Here is a 15,247-nt window from a genome sequence, read left to right as displayed (position 1 = left end):
GGAACTTGCCATGCCTTTACCTACCTTTTCACGCCCTCTTTTCCGCCGCAGCCTGCTATCCATTGCACTGGGCGTAACGGTGGCCAGCGCCGCTATATCCGGCACTGCCGCTGCCCAAGAGCGCGAGCTGTTGAACTCTTCCTACGATATCGCCCGCGAGCTTTTCAGCGCTATCAATCCAGAGTTTCAAGCCTGGTGGCAAGAAGAGCACGGCGAAGAGATCGCCATTAGCCAATCCCACGGTGGTTCCTCTGCCCAGGCCCGTGCCATCATGCAGGGCCTGCGTGCCGACGTGGTAACGTTCAACCAGGTCACCGACGTTCAGGTACTGGCCGATGCAGGCCTAGTGGCTGAAGACTGGCAGGACGCGTTTGATAACAATGCCTCACCCTACTATTCCACTACCGCGTTCTTGGTCCGCAAAGACAACCCGAAAGGGATTGAAAGCTGGGATGACCTCGTGAAAGAAGACGTGCAAATGGTCTTCCCTAACCCCAAAACCTCTGGCAACGGCCGCTATACCTATCTAGCCGCCTGGGGCTTCGCCGAGAACGCGTTTGACGGTGACGAAGAGCAAGTCCAGGACTTTATGCGCACGTTCCTGCGCAACGTAGCCGTCTTTGATACTGGCGGCCGAGGGGCTACCACCAGCTTTATCGAGCGCGGCATCGGCGATGTGCTGATTAGCTTTGAGTCGGAAGTGAATAACATCCGTAGCGAGTACGGCAGCGATGATTACGAAGTCATCGTGCCGCCGGTCAGCGTCCTGGCCGAGTTCCCAGTCGCAGTGGTTGAGCCTAACGCAGAGCGCAACGGCAATAGCGACTTAGCTCAGGCGTATCTTGAGTACTTGTACAGCGAAGATGCCCAGCGCCAACTGGCGGGCTTTAACTACCGGGTTCACAACGAAACAGTCGTTGCCGAGTTTGCCGATCAATTCCCCGACACCGAGCTGTTTGAAGTAGAAAATGTGTTTGGCAGCTGGGAAGAAGCAATGGAGACCCATTTCGAAGGCGGTGCTCTGCTTGATCAACTCCAACGTCGTTAACGGTACCCCATGAGCCAGCTAGCAATATGGCGGTCCGGCAGCGCACGCGTGCTGCCGTGCTTTGGCCTATCGATGGGAATCAGCGTTTTGTTCATTTCGCTGGTACTCCTTCTCCCGATCACCGGGCTATTTGGCCAGTTGGCAGAGCTTAGCCTAGCCGAGTACTTCGCGATTATTACCGAGGGCCGTGTGGTGGCCAGCTATATGGTCACTATAGGCGCTGCGGCCGTGGCGGCGCTGGTGAATGCGGTGTTTGGCCTGCTACTTGCCTGGGTACTTGTGCGCTACGAGTTTCCCGGCAAGCGTCTTTTAGATGCCTTAATGGATCTGCCCTTTGCGCTGCCTACGGCAGTCGCCGGCATCACGCTGGCCACGCTGTATGCAGGTAACGGCTGGATGGGCCGCTTATTAGAGCCGCTCGGCTTCCAAGTGGCCTACACCTGGGTTGGCATTGCGCTGGCCATGGCGTTTACCAGCATTCCCTTTGTGGTGCGTACCGTGCAGCCGGTGCTGGAAGACTTACCTGCAGAAGTGGATGAAGCCGCGATGTCCCTTGGCGCCAGCGACGGCGTGGCGTTTCGCCGGGTGATTATGCCGCATCTCTGGCCGGCACTGGTTACCGGCACCGGGCTTGCCTTTGTGCGCTCGCTGGGTGAGTTCGGGGCAATTATTTTTATCGCCGGCAATATGCCCTACGAAACGGAAATTACTGCGCTGATGATCTTCGTCAAACTGCAGGAGTATGACTACGCTGGCGCCTCGGCCATTGCCTCCGTCGTGCTTATTGTGTCACTGGCCCTTCTGCTGGCAATCAATATTTGGCAAGGCCGCTTTGTGCGCCGCTTGCATGGAGGAAAAGGCTAATGCGCAGGATTGGTGACGCACCCGCTGTGCGGCGTTTACTGATTGGCGCCGCACTGCTGTTATCAGCGCTATTTTTGCTGCTGCCGCTGGTGGCCATTTTCGCCCAGGCGTTTTCTCAAGGCGTGATGGTCTTTTGGGCCAACGTCAGCAATACCTTCACGCTGCACGCCATTGGCCTCACGCTTGTTATCGCGCTGATGACTATTCCAGTTTGTCTGGTATTTGGCATCGCGCTTGCGTGGCTAGTGACCCGCTTTAGCTTCCCAGGCCGACGCATTCTGCAAACGCTGATCGATATTCCGTTTGCCGTTTCCCCCGTTGTGGCCGGGCTTATTTATCTGTTGCTCTATGGTCGCAATGGCTGGATCGGCAGCTGGCTAGACACGCACGACATTCAGCTCATGTTCGCTTGGCCAGGCATTTTAATGGTGACAATTTTCGTCACCTGCCCCTTCGTGGCACGCGAGCTGATTCCGCTGATGCAGGCCCAAGGCTCGCGAGAAGAGGAAGCCGCCGTAACGCTGGGTGCTGGCGGCTGGACGACCTTTCGGCGTGTCACGCTCCCGAACATTCGCTGGGCGCTGCTGTACGGGATTATCCTCACTAACGCGCGCGCCGTCGGTGAATTTGGCGCCGTTTCGGTGGTCGCAGGCGCTATTCGTGGCAAGACAAACACCTTACCACTGCACCTTGAACAGCTTTATCAGGATTACAACGCGGTAGGCGCATTTTCGAGCGCTGCGCTGCTGGCCCTTATTGCCCTGTTAACCCTTGCGGCCAAGGCAGGCCTGGAATGGCGCGCATCGCGCCAGGAGGCATTTTTATGAGCATTCGCCTACAGAACATCGCAAAGCACTTTGCCAATACCCAGGCGCTTGAACCGATTAACCTGGATATTCACGAAGGAGAATTAGTCGGCCTCCTTGGCCCATCCGGTTCAGGAAAAACCACTCTGCTGCGAATTATTGCGGGCCTAGAGAGCGCCGACCGCTCGCCACAGCCGGGTAAAATTCTGTTTGGCGACCGCGATGTCACTAACGTTCACGTGCGTGATCGCCGTATTGGCTTTGTGTTTCAGCACTACGCGCTATTTCGCCATATGAGCGTCTACGACAACGTAGCGTTTGGCCTCACCGTGATGCCAAAAAAGCGCCGCCCCTCTAGCGGCGAGATTCGCGCACGGGTGTTCAGGCTGCTAGAAATGGTGCAGCTACAGCATTTAGCAAACCGTTTGCCTGCCCAGCTCTCAGGCGGCCAGCAGCAGCGTGTATCGCTGGCTCGAGCCTTGGCCGTAGAGCCTGACGTGCTGCTGCTAGACGAGCCGTTTGGGGCGCTGGATGCCAAGGTACGCCAAGACCTGCGCCGCTGGCTGCGCCGCCTGCATGAAGAGCTTAACTTTACCAGCGTATTTGTTACCCACGATCAAGAAGAGGCACTGGAGCTATCTGACCGCGTAGTGGTGATGAGTAACGGGCGTATCGAACAAATTGACACGCCTGAAACGCTCTATCGCGCACCCAAGAACCGTTTTGTATTTGAATTTCTTGGCGATGTTAATCACTTAGAGGGTAAGGTACGCCAAGGGGTGCTCACCTGCGGCGATGCTCATCTTAATGTTGACCTGCCTGACGGTGATGAAGAACTCTTGCTACGCCCGCATGAAGTGCGCCTTGCTCTGCAGCCTAGTGCTGAAAGCCACCTGCCGGTGACCATTACGGCTATCTCACCGGTAGGTGCCGAAGTGCGTGTCGAATTAGAAGCCGACTGGCTGGCTAAACCGTGGCTTGCAACGGTGCGCCATGCGGATTTTGAGCAGCTTCAGATGCGCCGAGGGCAACGTCTGTTTGCTCACCCCCGTCAGTGGCACCGATTTAAAGAAGATATACCCGCCCCTGAGAAACACACTCGGGCAGCATAAGTGACAGCGCTGGAGCTAGGCTTTGCTTTTAAAAATACGCCAACGTATTATCGGCTCAGCTTTTTTGCATACTGTTACGCTCTAAAGAGCGATGATCTTTCACCACGGTGACTGCGGAGAACCCTATGCGTCGGCGCCACTTTTTACGCTTTTCCGGGGCACTGCTGGCCAGTGTTTTACTGGCAGGCTGTGCAAGCCCTCAATACCTTCAGCTGAGCCCCGAACGCAGTGCGAGCGTGCCGCAAACGGGTTCCGGACAGCAAGTCACCGTCATTGCATCAGACGCGCGAAGCAGTGAAGTCATTGGGACGCGCTCTGGCGGTACGATGTCCACCGCGCAAATTACCGTCAATAGCCACGAGCTAATTCCACGCTTGCAGGCAGAAGCCGAGCGCGCTGTGCGTGATATGGGGTTCAACCCTACCCGCGAAGCTGCACAGGGGCGCCCAACGCTGAAGCTTGAACTTGCCAGCCTCAACTATGGCCGTGGCGACAGCGGCCAACCGCTGGTGGATGAAGCACGCATTGAAGGGGTGTTTCGAGCGATTGCCGAAAATAAAGGCACGACTTATACAGGCACCTACACGTCACGTCGTACCCAGGGCTATGCCATTAAGCCCGGCGAAGACACGAATACACGTATGCTGAATGACCTGTTAAGCGACGGCTTGAACCGCGCGTTCAGCGACCCAGAGCTGGGCCGCCTGCTTGCTCGCTAATGTTTGAGCACCAAAACCGATTCGCAATCCCTGGCTCGTATAGCAAATGGCATAGCTAATTAAAGCGCTAAACGGCGCGGACACACTAAACGTGTGGACCGCGCCTTTTTAATGCCCACACGCTTTCACTGCGCCCCCGATCGTCGGCTTCGCCATGTGCTAACAGCTCGACCTGGAAATTAGCTGTGAACAAACGCTCAATTTCGCTCCCCGGCACGCTAAATGGCGGCCCCGCCTCATGATCCCCGTGTGACAAGCTGACAAGCAAGCCTTGGGCACCCGGCGGCACTAGCTGGGCTAAATGAAACGCGTAGCGCTCTCGTGTGGCAGGAGGCAGGGCAATCAATGAAGCGCGGTCGTAAAACGCGCCCACTTCGGCAGCCTGCTTAATATGCAGATGAAAAAAGTCGCCGCACCATAGCTCAACGCTGCCCTGACGAGACACATCAAAATCTGCCTGGGTATAGCGGGAGACACCGGCACTCCGCTGGGCAAAAAACTGCTCAATGGCCTCCGGCGCCAGCTCAATGCCTAGCACCGGATGTCCTTGATCTGCCAACCAGCGCATATCCAGGCTCTTACCGCAAAGCGGCACCAGCACTTTAGCGCCCGGCGTTACGCCCAGCGTTGGCCAATAGCGCACCAACGCCGGATGCGTATCGGATAGGTGGAAGCCGATACGCCCCTCTTGCCAGCGCTGACGCCATGGGTTCTCCATCTCGGTTACCTCGCTTAAAACCAGCGATCACGCTTCTTACGACGACGTGGCAAGTGAGGAACAATCAACCCCACAAGCAGTCCAGCGCCCGCCACACCGCCGCCATACATGAAATAGCGCATGAGCAAGTCTTCTTCCTGGGTGTCCAAGCGCGCCTGAAGCGCCCGAACCTGCTGGCGCGACTGATCGGCTTCACTGTCCAATTCGTGATTGCGAGCTTCTAACTCGGCAATACGCTGCTCGCGCACTTCCAGAGTTTCCCGCATGGAGCTAACGCGCTGCTCCCAGGTTGCATTGATTCCGTCCAACTCTTCCGTCAGTTCACTTACTTGGCTTTCCAGTACTGGCAACTGTTCACGGGCACTGGGCGTTTGCTGTAATTCGCTGCTTAATACCCACACCGTATCACCATTGTTACCGCGTACGCGGGTGTAGTCACCACTGGTTTCGAGCATTTCTACTTGCTCACCCGCGTTCAATGTCCCCACGATGCGGTAACCATCAGTAGGCCCGCTTCGCACATAGGTGCTTAACTCATCGCTCACCCAGGCTTGGCTCTCTGATTGGGCGAACGCAGTAGTTCCGCTAACGCTTAACAACATACCTACGGCAGCGGCATAACAACTCAAACGAAATTTGTCTACTTGCATGACGTCATGTCCTGATCATAAAAACGAGCGCTGGCCGACGAAGCCACCCGCACGTATCGCTAAGCTTTGCGCTTGTCTTAGGCGCTTACCCTTCTCCGCGGGGAGGCAGCGGAAAGGGACGAGGAAACTCTGCAACACGGGCATCGCTTTTAACTGCCTTTAAGGGCCCCTCTCGCTCCACTTCATCAATGCGTACAATGGCATTGAGCGGCAGATAACTACGCTTTACGCCTTCAAAAGTGCGCTGCAGCTTTTCTGCTCCTGGATCAACGACTACCCGCGATGCATCGTCAAAGACAAACTCCTCGACTTCAATAAAGCCCCAGAGTTCGCTCTGAAAGATTTCTCTTACGTATAAATCCCAAATTTCACCCTGTTGGTGAACCACTACACGATAAATCGGCTTGGCCGCCATCTTGGCCTATTCCTCTTGCCACTTGAAGGTAACGTTACCGCGCCTAGCCTACCATACTCCGGGGTTGCCCCTTTAGCAGACATCATCGAAAACGGCGCTTTCCTTATTTGACAGCCTCACAGGCCACTAATTAGCCGGTGGTAGCGCCTATCGTGTATGGTGAGTTGGTGGTAAGGCAGTTTTTTCCACCCACCCCAGGAGTTACCATCTATGCAAAAAGATCCCAATAAGGGTTACATCGCTCTATTAGGTTGGAGCCTCAATGCGATCGAAGCCGCAGAGACGTTTGACCGACGCTACATAGTGGTGGCACCTGATTGGGCAGAAGAGTATTGCCAAAAACATGATATTCCTTACGTAGCGTGGAATTTTGAACGCCTCAACGACCGTTCAATGGAAATTGCCGAAACGCTGAAAGAGAAAGGCGTCGATGTGGCTATCCCGCTTTACGAAGAAACGGTTGAGTGGGCCGGCGCGATTAACTCCCTGCTACTAGACAATCCGCGCATTTATGGCCAATCGCTGTTACTGCGTGATAAAGCACTGATGAAGCGGCGCGCCCAACTAGGCGGTATACGCGTGGGCATTTTTGAAGAAGCCCATGATAAAGAGGACGTTGTTCGCTTTCTTAAACGGGTGAATCAGACCCTGCTTAAGCTAGACGGTGATCCCAACGACCCCATCCATCTCAAAGCATTCGATAAAGCAGGCTGTCTCGGTCACCGCGTCATCCGCACGCCGGATGAAGTCGACTCTATACCCGATGAAGAGTTTCCGGTATTGATGGAATCCCACCTGGACGGCTGGGAGTTTGCTGTTGAAGCCTGGATTCACGATGGCAAAATTGCCTTCCTGAATATTTCCGAGTACGTCAAGCTGGGCTATTCGGTGTTTGTGCCTGCTTCGCCAGAGCTTGAAAAATATCGAGAGAAAATTGTCGCTCAAATTGAAAAGCTGATTAAAGCATTTGATATCGAATTTGGTCTTATTCATCCCGAATACTTCGTTACCAGCGACGGTGAGATGTACTTTGGTGAGGTTGCCTACCGGCCTCCAGGCTTTAAGGTCTTTGAACTACTGGAGCGTGTTTACGGCTTTAATGCCTATCAAGCCTCCATGCTGGTGTTTGACCCGAAAACCACCCGTGAAGAAGTTGCTGCGTTCTTCCCAAAAGAGGTCGAAGATGCAAACGGCTTCGCGGGCTGCTTCGGCGTTTATCCTCGCCGTCGTGTTGTCAGCCGCTTAGAGATTCCCGCAGAGACCGAGGATCATCCCTATTTTGAGTCTCATGAGCTGAGCACCCCAGTGGAAGAAACCGTCACTAAACGCACCGCGTTTGGTACCCACTGGGGCTTGATCTACTTTAAAGGTGAGGACGCGCATACTATCCGCGATCTTTTAAAACGCCAAGAGGATCTCGACTTCTATGTATAATCCCCGCTACGGCAAGGGTAAGGAGTCTATGTGACGAACCACCAAGAGGTCTCTTCACCTGAAGATGCCAAGCTCAACGAACTATTGAGCAACTTTGATGATGCGGTGCGCCTGCTTTCGCAGGCGCCTGAGTTCTCCAAAGTAGCAAAACTACCTCGCGTGTTGGATACCGCGCGGCGCGTCTTAATGCTAGAGGGCGGCTGTGCCGCCCTTGAGGCACGCGCGGTGGATTTTGAATCCGCCGGCGTATTTGAAGGCTCTGATTGGGCAACCCCCCAATATTTAATCCCTACGCTAACCACCTTTGCACTGAAGAGTGCCGATGCGAATGTCGTCGTCATTGAAACATTAAGCGAGCTGCGGCTACTGGCTGTTGCGAAGGGTGGTTATCTGCATTCGCTGGTCTCCCAGGAGCATGCTCATCACTATTTAACCCAAGTGATGGCTATTAACCTGTGGCTGCTGTTTCACGCGCCAAGCGAAGCCGAACGTGAAACCCAAGGCCGGTTAGCCAATATTCCGCGTCAGCTCTTTCAGCATCTCGCTAATCGCATTGGCTATGAGCATGTCATTGATCAACTGATTGACGAAATCTGGCGAATCCTCAAGCAGCGTCCGATCCAGGTCGATGCCATTAAGCAAATGATTACCCAGATCGCCCTGTGCCAAGTGAATCCAGACATTGATTTAGGGTCGAGCGGCCAAGGGGCTGACAGGCTGGTTAGCTCACTTTACGGGCCAACCCAGGCCTGCCGTGAAGACCCAGGCGTTGCGCTTTATCGTGAACGCCTGGAGCGGATGGACAGCGCTGCATTGCAAGCGGAATCCACCGGTTTTGCCCGCGCCATGCACGATACGGGGTTAGTATCGCCCTACCATGCCGTATTGATGCGCTACCTGCTGGAAGAGGGCGATCACCTACTCTCTGAGGCACTAGGGCTATCTGCTACCGGCCGCGACTGCCTGTTGTGCTACCGTGAGCTGGTGCACGCACTCATTCGTAGCGGCGTTTACCCGGCTACCGCCCAGGCCGTTTATGGCTTAGCACTGCTGCTGGAGCGTGGAATTCTTTATCAACCTCCCGTGGCTCCGGCCATGTGGCGCCAGCTCAACCTACAGCTTTCTGAGTGGGCTGAGTCACGGCTCACCATTGCTTATGGTGATTATGCTTCACCACGGGCGCGCTTGATTGAAGGCGTGCTCTGTATGTTGGGGTTACCGCTCGGCGTTGGCCAGGGTAACAACCCCACTTGCCAGTCGGCTCGGGCACTCTCCATGTGGGCCTATAACGACCCCGACTACCTGCTGCAAATGGTGACCTGGGCGGCGCGTGACGATGAAATTATTATGCATTTCGAAGGCCAACCTATCTCATCCATGGAAAGCGCGCTGGGCGTTGCCTCCGAGCTACCCATGGACCTGGATCCGGTCTCACTGATTGTCGTCCCCCATCTAGACCGTATTTATGCCGAAATGGGCAGGCGTTGTATTGGCCGTGAAGGCGACCCCCACCGCTGGGTAAACCCTGAATTTCACGGCTGGTGGTCAGGCCGCGGATTTAGCATCAATGTCGACGTTGCCACCGGCCAGCTATGCAGCGTGGATGATTTCGTGCGCCACTTCTACGCCAGCTATCACCCGTACTACAACGGTAATCAACCGCTTATACACCCGCAGCCGGCCGGTATCGCAGTGACCGACAGCGCCGCCCGCTTCATTGGTTGGCACGCCATCACGATTTTGCGTGCGTCACTCGACCCAAATGACGTAATGCGCATCTACTTCTATAACCCTAATAACGATAGCGGGCAAAACTGGGGTGATGAGGTCAAAGTCAGCACTGCTGGTAACGGTGAACGGTTTGGCGAAGCCTCACTGCCGTTCGACCAGTTCACTTCTCGACTGTATATTTACCACTATGACCCACTAGAGCGGGGCGAACCTGCCAAAGTTACGGAGGAGGAGCTTGAAAGCGTTAAAGGCTATCTTCACCGTAGCTGGGGAGCTACCCGATTGCCGCCTACCGAGCTTCAGGCAGACCAAGGCCCCAACACACCGCCAGAAGGGCCTTAATAGCTGCTGTTAACAACCCCATAGACACCATGATTCGACTCGATCAACTTTTGGTCAGCCAAGGGCTGGCTAATTCACGCACCCGCGCCCAGCGTCTGATACGCAACGGCCGCGTTCAGCTTGCCGATGGCCGCACGCTTAATAAGCCTTCAGAAAAGTGGCCAATCGACACGCCACTCAACGTGGAAGATGATCCGGAGGAGCGCTATGCCTCCCGCGCCGGACTGAAGTTAGAGGGCGTTTTGCACGCGCTCAACATGCGCCTAGAGGGGCGAGGCGTATTAGATATTGGCCAATCGACCGGCGGGTTCACCGACTGCGCCCTGCAGTTTGGCGCGCGCCACGTCGTTGGCGTCGAAGTAGGTCACGACCAGCTCGCTAACCATTTACGAAACGACCCGCGAGTGACTTGCCTGGAAAGACTCAACGCCCGCGAAATGAGCCGCGCTTCGGCGCTATTGAGCGCGCTTGCTGAATGGCCGATTGATCTGGCGGTGATGGATGTCTCGTTTATCTCGCAAACGCTCATTCTGCCCGAGATTGCAGCGCTGCTACCCACCGATGGGCAGCTACTTTCGCTGGTCAAACCGCAGTTTGAACTAGAGCCAAATGCCCTCGACAAACGCGGCGTGGTGCGCGACCCTCGCCGCTTCGCTGAGGTAGAACAGAAAATCCGCACCGCCTGCCAGCAGTACGGGCTCGTTATTAGCCACTGGCAGGAGAGCCCGATTACCGGCGGTGACGGCAATCGGGAGTTTCTGCTGTTCGCCAGTAAGCGCTAGGCCAGCGCATTCGGCGTTGCGTTGGGGATCAGCTGAGGTTAGCGGGTGGCAAACGCTTCGCCGACTGCACTTTGACGGACTCGCCCTCGTCAGGGTGCAGCCATACATCCATTTGCTCGAATGCGACGCGCACCCCAGCTTCACGGAACAGTTCATCCACGCGGCAGTTCACTTCGTCGGCGGCAAACAGCCGATCCACCAAGTCATTAACAAAGATGCGCAGCTCAAAGTTCAAGCTGTGCTGCCCATAGCTTAGGCAAAACACTTGAGGCTCCGGGTCGCTTAACACCCGTTCGTTCTCGTCAGCTGCTTGGCGCAGCAACTGATGCACTAACGGCAGGTCAGACCCGTGGGAGACACCATAAGTGAGCACCACTCGAGTCACGTTATCCGAAAGCGACCAGTTAATCAGCTGGTCGGTTACAAAGGTTTTATTAGGAATAATAATCTCTTTGCGATCAAAGTCAGTGACCGTGGTGGCTCGGATACGTATCCGGCTAACAGTGCCATGCAGGTTGCCTATCGTAATCGTGTCGCCAATCCGAATGGGCCGCTCAAACAGAATAATCAGACCAGAAATAAAGTTGGCAAAGATCTCCTGCAAACCAAAGCCCAGCCCCACACTCAGCGCCGCTACCAACCACTGCAGCTTATCCCAGGACACTCCCAACGTGGCTAACGCCATCACAACGCCCGTCCCGACGATGGTGTAAGAGAGCAATGAGCTAATCGCATAGGCGCTCCCCTGCTTAAGCGCTAACCGCGAAAGCACCATCACTTCTAACAAGCCCGGTAAATTACTGGCCATAATAAAGGTGAGCGCAACAATCAGCAGTGCGGTGAAAAAATCCGATATGGAGAGGGTGTCGCCAACGAGATCTCCCTCTTCGGCATTCCACAGCGCTACATGGTCCAAGTACCCCAATACCGTCAGCAGATCCGCCCACACCAAATAGAGCAGCGCACTGAAGCCAATTAACAAGATAAGTTTCGAGAGGCGCAGCGATTGGGTATTGATCTTCTCCATATCCAGCGGCGGCTCTTCAACGACCTCTAACCCACCTTCAGCGCCTTCTTGCACCATGGCGCGGCGCCGGGCCAATGCGCGGCGATAAGCCAGCCTGCGCGCCGCCACTGCGAGGCTACGCACCACGGTAGCTTCAACCACTACCCATAGCCCTAAAAGGTAGAGCGTAATCGCAAAGCGCCCTACCAAGCGCAGCGCGGTGTACTCATACCCCCAAGCAACTAAGCCCAGCAATACGAGTGGCACCGAAGCCATCGCTAGCCCAAGTATCAAACGGAAGAGCCTTACGCCAAAAAAGGGCACATGGGAGAGGATCAGCCGTCCTAGCCACCAGCTCATGGCAAGTAGCCCTATAGAAAATAACCCCATGGCCACTGGGCGCAGCGCCAAGGGGGTCTCCATCTGTTCCGACATAGCGGCAATAGCCACGACAGGGGTCAGCGCAACGCCTAACCCGCCAAGTAATTGACGTAGCCGTGCGTTATAGCCAGGCGACCAGGTAAAGTGGCGCTCGGCCACGCCGTCAGCCACCAGTAAACGGCGCCCTAGCGCAATCACTCCCCAGCTCAAACTCAGCTGTAAAAGCGCAGGTGCTAAGCTGTAAGCCAACGCGCCCTCTGCTGACTTAAGCCCAACGCCCATGCCCGCCAATGCCAGTGGCCCAGGGCTAGCTAGCAGCACATTGAGCAACACAGCTTTCGGCGTATGCAGCTGGGTGTCGCTTTTTAAGCGTCCAATCTGCGAATGGATCAATGCCAAGCGAGTTTTAATGCGTCGCCGCAGACCAACCAATAAAAGGCTTACCAAAAGCAGCGGAGCGCCGCTTAGCAGGTGCCACGAAAGCCCCTGCCAGCGATTCGGCAAAATAGCGCGCCACTCACCCTCTCTCCATTCAGTGCCCAGATTGCTCGGCAATTGGCGTAGCCAGTTAACGTCTAACGGGCGGCTATTTGCCACCCAGAACAGCTGCTCGTCAATGGTGGCGCGTAAGCTACGCGTGGTCATAAATAGCTGCTGCTGGTTGAGCTGCAACTCAATGGCGGAACTGAGCAAGCTGCCGTAAGCCTGCTCAAGTTGTTCAACCAGCTCACGGCGAGATTGATAAAGCCGCGTAAGCGAGTCAACCAAGCTCGGCGTGACGTCGACTCCCGCCTCTTGCAGCCGTTGGCTGGCTAGGCGCTCGCCTTGGCGCAGCTGATCACGCTGGCGAATCAAATCAAACTGCTTTAAGCGCAGATCTGCAATTTCGTCCTGTAAATCGCGCCGAGGGGCGATAGCCGGCAACGACTGGCGCTGCTCGCGTAGAATGCGTGACAGCAGTTGACTACCGCGAATCGCGTCTAGCTGCTCATTAAGGCTACGCTGCAGCTGACGCACTTGATCAAGCTGACGCTGAGTCTCAATGTTTTCCCGCACAATGCCGTTCGCACGATCGGTGGCGCGCAGTAGCTCAAGACTCAGCGTTTGGTTGATCTGCTGAGCATTGAGCACGACGGGATGACCTTCCGCGATGAGCGGATCATCTCGGGCGGCATCGGCAATCGCCTGCTCAGACTGCAAACGGCGCTGGCGATCGATGACGCCTTGTAGCAAGTTCAGCTGTTGCTCTTGGTGCTCTATTTGTAGCGACAATAAGTCACGGCGCTGCTGGGCCAACTCGCGTAACCGGCTATTAGCGCTTAACTCCCGCTGATTTAAGTTAACCTCTCGCTCTGCCTGGGCCCGTTCAAGGCGTAGCTGAATCAGCTTTGCATCGTTTTGAGCGGAGAGCTGCCGTCCTTCAAGCAACGCTTCGCGTTCGTCGTACTCTCGTCGCAGGGTCTCGGCACGCTGCAGCGCATCGGAAATCGACTGTTGGGCACGCTCTGGCAGCGTTTGTGCGGCCAGCAGTTGGGAATTGACCTCGGCTAGCTGGCTCTCCAACTGCTGCAGTTCCACTACGGCTTCTGCTTGCTGAGTCTCCAACGCCTCCAGCGGCATATCGCTGAGGTTATCAACCGAGAGCTGAAGGCTCTCCTCTTCTGCCTCGTTTAACTCGCGCTCTAAACGAAGTAGCAGTTCAGGCGCTTGTGCAATACGCTGGTCGAGTGCATTCAGCCGCTCGTCGACAGCCATCAAACGCTCGTAGGCCTGGAGTGCGGCCTCCAGAGACTCTTTTTCGCGCAGCTGCTCTGGAGTTAGCTCACTTTCTTGATTGACGAGTTCTGCCAATCGCTCAGAAAGTTGCGACTGGGACGGTACCCCACTGGGGATATTCGCGTGTACGGCGGCAGCCCCGATACACATCGTAAAGACGACTGCCCAAACAATTTTTACGATCACCTCTACAGCGAATTTCACCACGCTTATCTGCCTCACCGACACTAAAAACCCGTGACTACGGGAAACAGCGCCATTGTCAGGCGTTCTTATCCCTAGCGCAATCTAGAGTAGTTGACTTACACCCGCAGCCTGTATAGAAACAAGCCTGATAACCGTTCCTTTTCTATTTGCGAGCCACGTTGATGGTCATCCGAAAACTGTTATGTACCGGCTTTATGGCACTCTTAGGCGCACAAGCATTCACCAATAGTGCGCTGGCGGAAACCCGTGAGGATGTTGAAGCGCGTATTCGCGCGTTAAATACTGAGCTTTATCAGCTCCGCCAACAGCTGCAGCAACTTGATGCTCCCGAAGAGGCGGACATGGGGCTACCGGTGGAACGGCTACCTGAAGAGGTAGCACTTGAGGATCTTAGCACTCGCCGTCAATTGGAGCAGGAATCCTCCCGCAACCCTTTCTCCATTACGACTCACCGAACAAATTACTTATTCCCGGTAAGCTACAACACGAATCAAAATGCCGAAAATTTTCGCAATGTCACCGAAGATAGCTCCCCAGATAGCGCAGAGGTAAAGTTTCAGTTCAGCGCTAAATTTAACTTAGTTCAGGATCTTTTCGGCGATGTTGGCGATATTTATTTTGGCTACACTCAGCGTAGCTGGTGGCAAGCGTACAATACCGATGCCTCCTCCCCTTTCCGGGAGACCAACTATGAACCTGAACTCTTTATTGATTTTGACAATGCCTGGAGCGCCTTAGGCTGGGTAAATACGCGCAACCGGCTTGCTTTTAATCACCAATCGAACGGCCGCTCAGCTCCACTCTCCCGCAGCTGGAACAGGGTTTATATGGAAAACACCTTTCAGCGCGGTGACTGGGCACTAACATTAGCACCGTATTGGCGCGTTCCTGAATCCGATAGCAGCGACGACAATCCTGATATTCAGCGGTTTCTAGGCTATGGCGATATCCGATTGGCGAAACGGCTGAATAATAACCATGAAATAGAAGGCTTGGTGCGGGGCAACCCAAGTGCTGGCAACTACGGCACGCAGGTTGATTACAGCTGGCCCGCGTTTAACGGCGTACGTGCCCATGTGCAGTACTACTACGGCTACGGAGAAAGCATGATTGACTACAACCATCGTGTACATCGCCTAAGCCTCGGTTTCAGTCTTAACCCTCTGTTCAGCGCCACCGGGCTAAACCGTTAAGCCAACAAGTTTGTCTATACGGCGACGACTGCTATGCTGAAGTCGTCACTCATTTACTCGTCA

At 55.2% G+C, this 15,247-nt stretch carries 13 protein-coding genes; 9 read left to right on the top strand and 4 right to left on the bottom strand.

The window, feature by feature from the left end:
• The first annotated feature begins 10 nt into the window (after nt 1-10).
• The 5 genes from cysP (at nt 11) to LG301_RS04975 (ending at nt 4,549) form a co-directional block, all read left to right on the top strand.
• On the top strand, nt 11-1,048 hold the full coding sequence (gene cysP / locus LG301_RS04995) for a thiosulfate ABC transporter substrate-binding protein CysP (protein WP_404473953.1): 1,038 nt from the start codon (nt 11-13) through the stop codon (nt 1,046-1,048).
• Nucleotides 1,049-1,120: 72 nt separating this feature from the next.
• Nucleotides 1,121-1,912, top strand: coding sequence for a sulfate ABC transporter permease subunit CysT (gene cysT, locus LG301_RS04990; RefSeq protein WP_404475175.1), 792 nt, complete (start codon nt 1,121-1,123; stop codon nt 1,910-1,912).
• Complete coding sequence (gene cysW / locus LG301_RS04985; RefSeq protein ID WP_404473951.1) at nt 1,912-2,739, top strand: sulfate ABC transporter permease subunit CysW; 828 nt, start codon at nt 1,912-1,914, stop codon at nt 2,737-2,739. The genes cysT and cysW overlap by 1 nt, the downstream gene beginning before the upstream one ends.
• Nucleotides 2,736-3,830 carry a sulfate/molybdate ABC transporter ATP-binding protein gene (locus LG301_RS04980; RefSeq protein WP_404473949.1) on the top strand — a complete coding sequence of 365 codons (1,095 nt, stop codon included), beginning with the start codon at nt 2,736-2,738 and terminating at the stop codon, nt 3,828-3,830. Before cysW ends, LG301_RS04980 begins: the two co-directional genes overlap by 4 nt.
• Nucleotides 3,831-3,955: 125 nt before the next feature.
• Nucleotides 3,956-4,549, top strand: coding sequence for a YajG family lipoprotein (locus tag LG301_RS04975; RefSeq protein WP_404473947.1), 594 nt, complete (start codon nt 3,956-3,958; stop codon nt 4,547-4,549).
• A gap of 85 nt (nt 4,550-4,634) precedes the next feature.
• Here the strand turns inward: LG301_RS04975 and LG301_RS04970 are convergent, their stop codons facing one another.
• The 3 genes from LG301_RS04970 to LG301_RS04960 all read right to left on the bottom strand — a co-directional run bounded on the left by LG301_RS04970 (nt 4,635) and on the right by LG301_RS04960 (nt 6,332).
• The gene (locus LG301_RS04970; RefSeq protein ID WP_404473945.1) at nt 4,635-5,267 is read right to left on the bottom strand and encodes a thiopurine S-methyltransferase; all 633 of its coding nucleotides are present in this window, start codon (nt 5,265-5,267) and stop codon (nt 4,635-4,637) included.
• A 14-nt stretch (nt 5,268-5,281) separates the two neighbouring features.
• Nucleotides 5,282-5,917 (bottom strand): TIGR04211 family SH3 domain-containing protein, encoded by a 636-nt coding sequence (locus LG301_RS04965; protein ID WP_404473943.1) that lies wholly within the window; start codon nt 5,915-5,917, stop codon nt 5,282-5,284.
• A gap of 85 nt (nt 5,918-6,002) precedes the next feature.
• The gene (locus LG301_RS04960) at nt 6,003-6,332 is read right to left on the bottom strand and encodes a DUF1820 family protein (protein ID WP_009100748.1); all 330 of its coding nucleotides are present in this window, start codon (nt 6,330-6,332) and stop codon (nt 6,003-6,005) included.
• A 210-nt stretch (nt 6,333-6,542) separates the two neighbouring features.
• Here LG301_RS04960 and LG301_RS04955 point away from each other — a divergent pair, with 210 nt between their 5' ends.
• The 3 genes from LG301_RS04955 to LG301_RS04945 are packed head-to-tail and all read left to right on the top strand — an operon-like array spanning nt 6,543 to nt 10,621.
• The gene (locus LG301_RS04955) at nt 6,543-7,766 is read left to right on the top strand and encodes an acetyl-CoA carboxylase biotin carboxylase subunit family protein (RefSeq protein WP_404473940.1); all 1,224 of its coding nucleotides are present in this window, start codon (nt 6,543-6,545) and stop codon (nt 7,764-7,766) included.
• Nucleotides 7,767-7,796: 30 nt separating this feature from the next.
• Nucleotides 7,797-9,839 carry a hypothetical protein gene (locus LG301_RS04950; protein WP_404473938.1) on the top strand — a complete coding sequence of 681 codons (2,043 nt, stop codon included), beginning with the start codon at nt 7,797-7,799 and terminating at the stop codon, nt 9,837-9,839.
• Nucleotides 9,840-9,868: 29 nt separating this feature from the next.
• Nucleotides 9,869-10,621: a TlyA family RNA methyltransferase gene (locus LG301_RS04945; RefSeq protein WP_404473936.1), complete on the top strand. Its 753-nt coding sequence runs from the start codon at nt 9,869-9,871 to the stop codon at nt 10,619-10,621.
• Between the two features lie 28 nt (nt 10,622-10,649).
• On the opposite strand, the gene mscK is transcribed toward LG301_RS04945, so the two are convergent.
• Nucleotides 10,650-13,991 (bottom strand): mechanosensitive channel MscK, encoded by a 3,342-nt coding sequence (gene mscK, locus LG301_RS04940; protein ID WP_404473934.1) that lies wholly within the window; start codon nt 13,989-13,991, stop codon nt 10,650-10,652.
• Nucleotides 13,992-14,152: 161 nt separating this feature from the next.
• Between mscK and LG301_RS04935 the strand changes: the two genes are divergently transcribed.
• The gene (locus LG301_RS04935; RefSeq protein ID WP_263065425.1) at nt 14,153-15,184 is read left to right on the top strand and encodes a phospholipase A; all 1,032 of its coding nucleotides are present in this window, start codon (nt 14,153-14,155) and stop codon (nt 15,182-15,184) included.
• The last annotated feature ends 63 nt before the right edge of the window (nt 15,185-15,247 follow it).

Origin of the sequence: Vreelandella venusta (assembly GCF_044809155.1) — a bacterium.
Classification (GTDB): domain Bacteria; phylum Pseudomonadota; class Gammaproteobacteria; order Pseudomonadales; family Halomonadaceae; genus Vreelandella; species Vreelandella venusta_B.
The sequence above is the reverse complement of the archived record's forward strand: the minus strand, read 5'-3'. Positions and strand labels throughout refer to the sequence as shown.

Excerpts from the sequence above, each read along its gene's own strand:
- LG301_RS04945 (WP_404473936.1), top strand. The coding sequence starts at position 9,869 with ATGATTCGACTCGATCAACTTTTGGTCAGCCAAGGGCTGGCTAATTCA.
- LG301_RS04970 (WP_404473945.1), bottom strand. The coding sequence starts at position 5,267 with ATGGAGAACCCATGGCGTCAGCGCTGGCAAGAGGGGCGTATCGGCTTC.
- LG301_RS04965 (WP_404473943.1), bottom strand. The coding sequence starts at position 5,917 with ATGCAAGTAGACAAATTTCGTTTGAGTTGTTATGCCGCTGCCGTAGGT.
- LG301_RS04975 (WP_404473947.1), top strand. The coding sequence starts at position 3,956 with ATGCGTCGGCGCCACTTTTTACGCTTTTCCGGGGCACTGCTGGCCAGT.
- LG301_RS04980 (WP_404473949.1), top strand. The coding sequence starts at position 2,736 with ATGAGCATTCGCCTACAGAACATCGCAAAGCACTTTGCCAATACCCAG.
- LG301_RS04935 (WP_263065425.1), top strand. The coding sequence starts at position 14,153 with ATGGTCATCCGAAAACTGTTATGTACCGGCTTTATGGCACTCTTAGGC.
- cysW (WP_404473951.1), top strand. The coding sequence starts at position 1,912 with ATGCGCAGGATTGGTGACGCACCCGCTGTGCGGCGTTTACTGATTGGC.
- cysP (WP_404473953.1), top strand. The coding sequence starts at position 11 with ATGCCTTTACCTACCTTTTCACGCCCTCTTTTCCGCCGCAGCCTGCTA.
- LG301_RS04955 (WP_404473940.1), top strand. The coding sequence starts at position 6,543 with ATGCAAAAAGATCCCAATAAGGGTTACATCGCTCTATTAGGTTGGAGC.
- LG301_RS04960 (WP_009100748.1), bottom strand. The coding sequence starts at position 6,332 with ATGGCGGCCAAGCCGATTTATCGTGTAGTGGTTCACCAACAGGGTGAA.
- cysT (WP_404475175.1), top strand. The coding sequence starts at position 1,121 with ATGGGAATCAGCGTTTTGTTCATTTCGCTGGTACTCCTTCTCCCGATC.